The organism is Kitasatospora cystarginea (assembly GCF_039533515.1).
Classification (GTDB): Bacteria; Actinomycetota; Actinomycetes; order Streptomycetales; family Streptomycetaceae; genus Kitasatospora; species Kitasatospora cystarginea.
On the sequence record NZ_BAAATR010000093.1, the window covers coordinates 1 to 8,006 of the forward strand.

General features: G+C 68.0%; 7 protein-coding genes. 2 read left to right on the forward strand and 5 right to left on the reverse strand.

What is annotated here, in order from left to right; genetic code table 11:
• Nucleotides 1-191: 191 nt before the first annotated feature.
• Nucleotides 192-1,259, forward strand: a complete 1,068-nt coding sequence (locus tag ABD369_RS39465; RefSeq protein ID WP_344641473.1) for a glucose-1-phosphate thymidylyltransferase — start codon at nucleotides 192-194, stop codon at nucleotides 1,257-1,259.
• Between the two features lie 92 nt (nucleotides 1,260-1,351).
• Here ABD369_RS39465 and ABD369_RS39470 read toward each other — a convergent pair whose 3' ends face one another.
• Nucleotides 1,352-2,305, reverse strand: coding sequence for an NAD-dependent epimerase/dehydratase family protein (locus ABD369_RS39470; RefSeq protein ID WP_344641474.1), 954 nt, complete (start codon nucleotides 2,303-2,305; stop codon nucleotides 1,352-1,354).
• A 164-nt stretch (nucleotides 2,306-2,469) separates the two neighbouring features.
• On the opposite strand from ABD369_RS39470, the gene ABD369_RS39475 reads away from it, so the two are divergent.
• Nucleotides 2,470-3,279: a class I SAM-dependent methyltransferase gene (locus ABD369_RS39475; protein ID WP_344641475.1), complete on the forward strand. Its 810-nt coding sequence runs from the start codon at nucleotides 2,470-2,472 to the stop codon at nucleotides 3,277-3,279.
• Here the strand turns inward: ABD369_RS39475 and ABD369_RS39480 are convergent, their stop codons facing one another.
• From ABD369_RS39480 to ABD369_RS39495, 4 genes are all read right to left on the reverse strand, one after another.
• Nucleotides 3,280-4,467, reverse strand: coding sequence for a DegT/DnrJ/EryC1/StrS family aminotransferase (locus ABD369_RS39480; protein ID WP_344641476.1), 1,188 nt, complete (start codon nucleotides 4,465-4,467; stop codon nucleotides 3,280-3,282).
• Nucleotides 4,464-5,651: a nucleotide disphospho-sugar-binding domain-containing protein gene (locus ABD369_RS39485; protein WP_344641477.1), complete on the reverse strand. Its 1,188-nt coding sequence runs from the start codon at nucleotides 5,649-5,651 to the stop codon at nucleotides 4,464-4,466. The genes ABD369_RS39480 and ABD369_RS39485 overlap by 4 nt, the downstream gene beginning before the upstream one ends.
• 84 nt (nucleotides 5,652-5,735) lie before the next feature.
• Nucleotides 5,736-6,341 (reverse strand): response regulator transcription factor, encoded by a 606-nt coding sequence (locus tag ABD369_RS39490; protein ID WP_344641478.1) that lies wholly within the window; start codon nucleotides 6,339-6,341, stop codon nucleotides 5,736-5,738.
• The gene (locus tag ABD369_RS39495) at nucleotides 6,338-7,531 is read right to left on the reverse strand and encodes a sensor histidine kinase (RefSeq protein WP_344641479.1); all 1,194 of its coding nucleotides are present in this window, start codon (nucleotides 7,529-7,531) and stop codon (nucleotides 6,338-6,340) included. Before ABD369_RS39495 ends, ABD369_RS39490 begins: the two co-directional genes overlap by 4 nt.
• Nucleotides 7,532-8,006 lie beyond the last annotated feature (475 nt).

Genomic DNA, 8,006 nt, shown 5'->3' on the forward strand with positions numbered 1-8,006 from the left:
CCCCACCCACCAGCAGGCCGCCACCCGACTCCGACAACAACACCTCACCCAGCCCACCCCCGCCGAGGTGACCGCCCAACTCGCACGGGACATCGAATAGTTCACCGGCCCATGGGCCACCACCGTACGGACACGGGCGTGAGAGGCACAGCCTCTCTCGGGACAGGCGAAGGCGAGGAGGACATCGCGAGATGAAAGCACTCGTACTGGCAGGCGGAACGGGCAGCAGGCTGCTCCCCATCACCCACACCGCCCCCAAGCAACTGGTTCCGGTGGCCAACAAACCCGTGCTCTTCTACGGGATCGAGTCACTGGTCGCCGCTGGGATCACCGACATCGGGATCATCGTGGGTTACACGGCCGACGAGATCCGTGCTGCGGTCGGCGACGGCAGTGCCTTCGGGGCCAAGGTGACCTACATTCAGCAGGACAAGCCGCTCGGCCTGGCGCACGCGGTCCTGGTGGCCCGCGACTACCTGGGCGACGACGACTTCGTCATGTACCTGGGCGACAACTTCATCGTCGGCGGCATCAGCGAGCTGGTCGACAGCTTCCACACCAAGCGGCCCGACGCCGACATCCTGCTGACGCGGGTGGCGGACCCCAGCGCCTTCGGCGTGGCCGAACTGGACGACGCGGGCCGGGTCGTACGCATCGAGGAGAAGCCCAAGAGCCCCGTCAGCGACCTCGCTGTGGTCGGGGTCTATCTCTTCACCCCGGTGGTGCACGAGGCGGTACGAGCCATCACACCCTCGGCCCGCGGCGAGCTGGAGATCACCGATGCGCTCCAGTGGCTCATCGACCGGGACCACACCATACGGTCGACGCTGATCACCGGCTACTGGAAGGACACCGGCAACGTCAGCGACATGCTGGAGGTCAACCGCTCGGTCCTGGAGACCTTGGAGCCCTGCGTGTCCGGGAAGATCGACGCGGACAGCGAGATCATCGGCCGCGTCCGGATCGAGCGGGGCGCCAGTATCTCCGGGTCCCGGATCGTCGGCCCGGCGGTCATCGGTACGGGGACGACCGTGACCAACTCCTACATCGGCCCGTCGACCTCCATCGCCGAGGACTGCGTGATCGACTCCAGCGAGATTGAGTTCTCGATCATCCTGGAGGGAGCGAGCATCGAGGGGGTCGGCCGCATCGAGGCCTCCCTGATCGGCCGGGAAACCCAGGTCACCCGCGCCAACCGGACGCCCCGGGCCCACCGCTTCGTCGTGGGCGACCACAGCAAGGTGCAGATCACCCCATGAGAATCCCCGTCACCTGAGAATCCTCGTGATCCAACGAGCGGAGTGGCCGGCCCCCCGCGGGGGCCGGCCACTCCGCCGAGGTGACGCCGATCTCACCCGTAACGTCCGGCACGTTCCCGCACTGCGGCGGACCGCGCGAGCCACATCGCCCTGATGCCGTCGGCCAAGGACGTCTCGGCCCGCCAGCCGATCGCGGAGCGGATCCTCTCGACGTCCAGCCAGACATGAGCGCGGTCGAGCTGCCGCGACGGCACCTGATCGAACACCATCTCCCGAACCGTCACCGTACGCACGACATCGGCCAACTCCGCCAGCGAGGTCGGCCGGCCCGAACCGACGTTCAGCACCAGGGGATTGCCCCATGTCGCGAACAGTTCTTTCCGGTCGACCAGAGAAATGCGATGCATGCATTCGACAACGTCATCGATGTAGACGTAGTCCCTGGTGCTACCCGGATCACCGATGATCTGGAGCGGGCGTCCCTCCTCCGCCGCCCGCATCCAGTACGCCAGCACGCCCTGCCCCGCGGCGCCCTGCTGACCAGGGCCGTACACGTTCGACAGCCGGAGGATGACACCGGGAATGGTGTCGGAGCGGTCGAACAGCTCCTGTTCCAGCGCAAGTTTCGCGGCGCTGTACCCGGTGGTCGCCCGGGTCGGGGAGAGCTCCGAGAACGGCGGGGCGTCGTCGGGGTCGTACACGGTGCCACCGGAGCTGGTGAGCACCACCACCGGCGGCCTGTCCATCCGTGCCAGCCGGCGCAGCAGCTCGGCGAACAGCGCATGATCGGCATGCGCCCACTCGGGGTGCTGTTCTCCCAGCGTCGGATTGATACTGCTGGCGAGGTAGAAGACGACATCCGCGGTGAGCACGGCGTATGCCAGGCCGTCAGGCGGCATGAACCGGGCTTTCCTGGTGAAGCACGCGGTGTCGATCCGCTCTCTGGTCAGCAGCGCGCTGAGCCCCGTTCCGATAAACCCACCCGCCCCGATGACCACTGCCCGGCGTAGGCCTGTCTGTGCGGCGTGGAATGCCTGTGCGGGCATCATAAACGCTCCCCTTGCATCAGGGTTGTCTATACCGGCGTTCCAGTCCAGCAGCGGATGCTCCAACATCGCTGGACGAACGTCGGCGCGCGCGCCTGCACCTCCGTACTACCGGCCTCCGAGGCGTCCCGGCTAGGTTCCGGTCCACCAGAGAGGAATTCATCATGCTCGCCAAGAAAGCAAGCCACGCCGAGTACCAGGACTGGAACAAGAAGTGGGGTGCGCCCTACGGCCACAACGTCGACAGGCCGCTACTGCTGACGCACCGTTTCATCGACGACGACCCCGAGCGTTACGGGCCGTTCGGCTTCCAGTGGACGAGCCACACGAGGGCCGTCGAATATCCGTGGGCCTTCTTCACCGCCGATCCCCGGCCGGGCATGCGGGTCATGGACGTGGGCGGTTGGCTCAGCGGGTTCCAGGTGGTGCTGGCGAAGCAGGGCTGTGAGGTCGTCAATGTGGACCCCTCGTCACCCGCCGATCTGCGGTGGACGATCCGCGGGGAGGCGACCGAAGGCAGCCACTCCGAGATCCACCGCAGGTTCACCTCCCTCTTCGACGTCGATGTCACGCTGGTCACCGAGCGACTGCAGGACACGGAGTTCGAGGCGGACTCGTTCGACCGCATCTTCGCCCTCTCGGTCCTTGAGCACGTCGACCAGGCCGAGGCGCAGGAGATGGTGAACACCATGGAACGGCTGCTCGCCCCGGGCGGTCTGGCCGTACTGACCATCGACCTGTTCCTGGACCTCGAACCGTTCGGGGCGTTCCAGCGGAACGTGTACGGCCGGAACCTCGATGTGTGCAGCCTGGTCAACGGCACCGGGATGACCATGGTGCACGGCGATCCCCAGGAGCTACACGGCTTCCCGGAGTTCGACCCGAAGCGCATCGTGGCGCGGGCCGAGGAGTTCGATCTCGGCTGGAGCTACCCCGTGGTCAGCCAGCTCATCGCGTTGCGCAAACCGGAGTGATCACGCGGCCTCCGGCAGCCTCCGCGTGATCTCGGACCCCCGTTCCGCCGCGAACCGGATCAGCGCACAGGTCTTCGCGATATCGCCGGCGGTGATGCTCTCCCCGGTGGGCAGCACCATGACCCGGCCGGCGATCCGGTCCGTACCGGCGAACGGGCGGTCCGAACGATAGGGCGCCATGCGGTGGCAGCCCGGGTAGAAGTAGCGGCGTGGATAGACGTTCTCGGCCGCCAGGACCGCCATGAGGTCATCGCGGCCGAGTCCGGTGATGTCGGAGTCCACGTCGAGCACCACGTACTGGTAGTTGTTGGGCTCCCGTTCATCGATCTCCAGCAGGCGCAGTCCGGGCGTGCCGGAGAGCTCGGCACGATAGCGCCGGTAGTTCTCCCGGTTGCGGCGGACGAAGTAGTCCATGTCGTCGAGGGACGTCAGACCCATGGCGGCGGCCGCTTCGCTCAACTTCGCGTTGGTTCCCACCGATACGACGTCATCCGAGCCCGCGATGCCGAAGTTCCGCATCTCCACGGCCTTGCGGGCGATCTCCGGATCGGAGGTCACCAGTGCGCCGCCTTCGAAGGAGTTGATGAACTTCGTCGCATGGAAGCTGAAGACCTCGGCGTCGCCGAATCCGCCGATCGGCCTGCCGTCCCAGCCGCATCCGAAGGCATGGGCCGCATCGAAGATCAGCCGAAGGCCGTGCCGCCGGGCCAGCCGGCTCAGTTCGTCCAGCCGGCTCGGTCGCCCCCAGATGTGGACGCCCAGGATGGCCGTTGTGGCCGGGCTGATCAGCGCCTCGATCTCCGACAACAGCACCGATCCGTCGTCCGGGTCGACGTCGCAGAGAACCGGGGTCAGCCCGATCCACGACAGGGCGTGCGCGGTGGCCGCGAAGGTGAACGACGGCATGATCACCTCGCCCGTCACATCGCAGGCGCGCAGCGCCAACTGCAGGGCCGCGGTGGCGTTGCAGGTCGCGACGGAGTACTCGGTCCCGGCGGTCTGCGCCACGCGCCGCTCGAACTCCGCGCACATCTCACCGCCGTTCGTGAGCCACCTGCTGTCGAAGACCTTGTCCATGCGGTCGTAGAACGCCTTCCGCGAGCCGATGTTGGGCCTTCCGAAGACAACCGGTGCGTCGAAGGCCCGCTCTCCGCCGAGGATGGCCAGGTCCTGCAGTGCCCGCTTCACCGCCGCCCCCGCGTGGCAGCGAGGTCTTCGAGTGACTCCACCACGCGGGCGGCGGACGGCTGTGCCGACATCTCCGCCCGCAATCTCCTTGCCTGGTCGCGGTATTGGGGATCGGTCAGCAGTTGCCGGACGTGGGAGGTGATCGCCTCTGGCGTCACGGACCCCGCGTACATCCACCGTCCCGCGCCGCGCTCCGCGAGCTGCTCGGCGTTGGACGTGTGGTCGGCGGCAAGCGGCAGCAGTAACTGCGGCACACCGTAGGCGAGTGCCGTCATGGCGGTGCCACCGCCGCCCTGGTGAATCACCAGATCGCAGTGGGGCAGCAGCAGATGCAGCGGCGTCGGGTCGAGGAAGCGCACATCTCCGGCGACCTCGGCGGACAGGACCCGTTCGACGTCGTCGACGATCGCCAGGACCTCGACGTCGAAGCCGGCCAGACCGCGCAGTACGGCGCCGAACAGCGCCCTGGCGGCACCGTCGCCGAGCGGCTCGGCGATGCTGCTGGCAAGGATCACGATCCTCGGCCGCCGCGGTGCCTCCAGCTGCCACGGCCTCAGCTCGGCGGGCCCGTTGTACGGCACGAACCGCATCGGCAGCCGCACCACGTCGGCACCGGTGTCGATCTGCAGTGATGGCGGGCATGGGTCCACGGTCACGGTTCCCAGGGTTTCCACACCCGCCAGACCGATACGGGAGCAGATGTCCGCCAGCGCCTGCGGCTCGAATTCCCGCGTCCGGTAGGTGTAGTCCATGCCCCAGATATGGCGTACTGCGGGTACGTCCAGTACCGCCGCGGTCAGCGGACCGACAAACGTGGTCGGATCGTAGAGGACGATATCCGGCTTCCAGGCACGGGCGAACTCCAGCGTGTCGTCGATGGATGCGTCCGCCAGCAGCCGGTACAGCTCGACCGCGCTGGTGCCCCGTTCCCGGATATCCTCCAGGGTGACCGGAGCCGACCTGGCCGTGAGCCATTCGAAATACCAGCGCGTCATCTGCCGCACCTCGGAGTCGATGTCCTTCCCCAAGGCGACGGCGGGCAGGCCCGCGGCGGTGATGACAGGGGTCAGGCTGGCGGTACTCGCGACGACCAGTTCGTGTCCGGCTGCGCGGAACGCCCAGCTCAGCGGAACGAGCGACAGGAAATGCGACCTCCATGCCCATGTCGTGACGAGCACGCGCATGAAAGGAACCCCCTTCTCTCTCAGGTCTTGCCACGATGGCCCACGCCGGTCGAAGACCGCTGGAGAACCATGAGAGTCGGGGGGTTACAGCCAGCCGCGGTCCCGGGCGATTCTTATGGCCTGGACCCGGTTGCGGGAGTTCGTTTTCGCGATCGCCACGGTGATGTAGTTGCTCACCGTGCTCACCGACAGGTGCAGGTGCTCCGCGATCTCGGCCACGGTGTCGTGCAGCTGCGCGGCGCGCAGTACATCACGCTCCCGCTTGCTCAGCGGGCAGCCGCCGGACGACATCGCAAGGTGCAATTGCTCGCCGGAGAACAGGATCTCCCCCGCCGCCACGCGCCGGATGGCCGCGGCGATGTCGCTCACCGGTGAGTCCTTGGTGATGTAGGCGCGCGCACCTGCCTCCAGCGCGCGGCGGACATAGCCCGGCCGGTGAAAGGTCGTCAGCATCATCACCAGCGGCGCGTCCGTGAGTTTCTGGAGCGCCTCCGCCACGTCCAGCCCGCTCGCCCCGGGCATCTCCACGTCTAGCAGGAGGACGTCGCAGCACCCGTCCGACAGGGTCTCCACCGCCGTGTCCCCGTTGTCGAGCTGGACCACCACCGTGATGTCCGGCTCCAGCTCCAGCAGCGCGACGATGGCCGACCGCAGCATCACCTGGTCCTCGACGATCCCGACGCGTATCACGGCCGGTCACCTTCTCCCGCTCCCATGCGATCCTCGATCGCGCTGTCCAGCGGCAGTTCGAGGGCCAGCCTGAATCCGCCGCCGGGCAGCGGGGTGGCCGTCAGGTGACCGCCCAGTTCGCTCGCCCGTTCCCGCAACCCGGCGAGGCCGTGCCCGCCGCCGGGGATGGCCGTGTCGATCTGCGCGCCGCCGAGATCGTCATTGACCACCGTCAGCCGGGCGGTCCGCAGGTCCGCCGTCACGCCGATCGTGCAGCTGGCCGCGTTCGCATGCCGCAGGATGTTCGTCACCGCCTCCCGAAGCCCCCACGCCAGGACCGCGTCGGTGTCCGGTCCCCAGGTTCGTGGCGGTATGTCCACCGTGACGCCGTTGCGCAGCGGGCGAAGGCTCTTTCGGGCTTGTTCCACCTCCTCGGCCAGCGAGGTGGCGCGGTAACCGGCCACCGCCTGCTGCACTTCGGCCATGGCCGCGCGACCCACCTGTTGCACGTCCCTGGCAGCGAGCGCCGATGCCTCGGGGTCGCGCCCGGCCAGGCGTTCGGCGAGTTCTGCCTTGACCACCATCGTGGTGAGGCTGTGTCCGAGCAGATCGTGCAGGTCCCTGGCAATGCGCAACCGCTCGTTCTCCACCGCGGCCATCGCATGGGCCTGCCGGTTGGCGCGGGACTGCGTGATCTCCACCAGCAGCCGTCCGCGCAGCACGGCGATGACACCGGCCGCGGCCACGGTCAGCACCGCCTGGACGGAACCACCGCCTGCCGCAACGCTCAGCGCGGTGACGGCGGTGACACCGGATACGGCACCCCAGACCAGCGGAAGCAGGTTCGCGGACGAGATCGCGGTGAGGATGGCCGAGACCAGCCACGCGCTGGTCGTCGCCGCCATGCCCAGTACCGAGAGGACCGTGAGGAAGCCGTACAGCGTGACGCGCAGAGGAAGGGGGGACCGGGGCGTCAGCCGTTGACCGGCCAGGAAGAGCGCCCCGAACACGACCAGGCCGATGCAGCTGGCAACGGCGCGCCCCGGCGGCAGGTCGAGGGAACGCAGCAGGGGACTGGCCAACAGCACGACCAAGAAGGAGAGTTCACTCGACTGGGTTTCTCTCCGCCCGGCCCATATGCGGTAGCGGCGTAAGCCGATGGCCACCGCGTCCACCCCATCGCGTAGACGCCGCAGCGGCCCAGTGCCCATGCGCGAGACGATACCTGGCCTGCGATTCTCCCGCAAAGCGGTCCCCGGCGGGCCCGGAGTGGCGCGGGGTGGCCGAACGCCGGTTGTCCGCACGGCGGTTGGCGTCCGGAGAGGGCCTCGATGGGTGGGGGGAGCACTTCCTCGGGCTCCCGCACGGAACTCCGCCTCGCACCGTCCACACGTCCGTGCCACGACCCCGACGTCCCCTGTCGCCACGATCCTCACGCTGCGAGGTAATCCCACAGCTGACGTGTCATCACCACTGCGGAGCTGAACCGCCGCGGCCGCAACGGTGTACGGGCACGGCACCGCGCTGGTCAGCGGCGCAGCAGGTCGCCCAGTACCGCCGAGTGTGTGAGTTGGGCGGTCACCTCGGCTGGGGTGGGCTGGGTGAGGTGTTGTTGTCGGAGTCGGGTGGCGGCCTGCTGGTGGGTGGGGAGGTTGCCGAGGAAGGCGTCGAGGGCCTGTTGCAGGG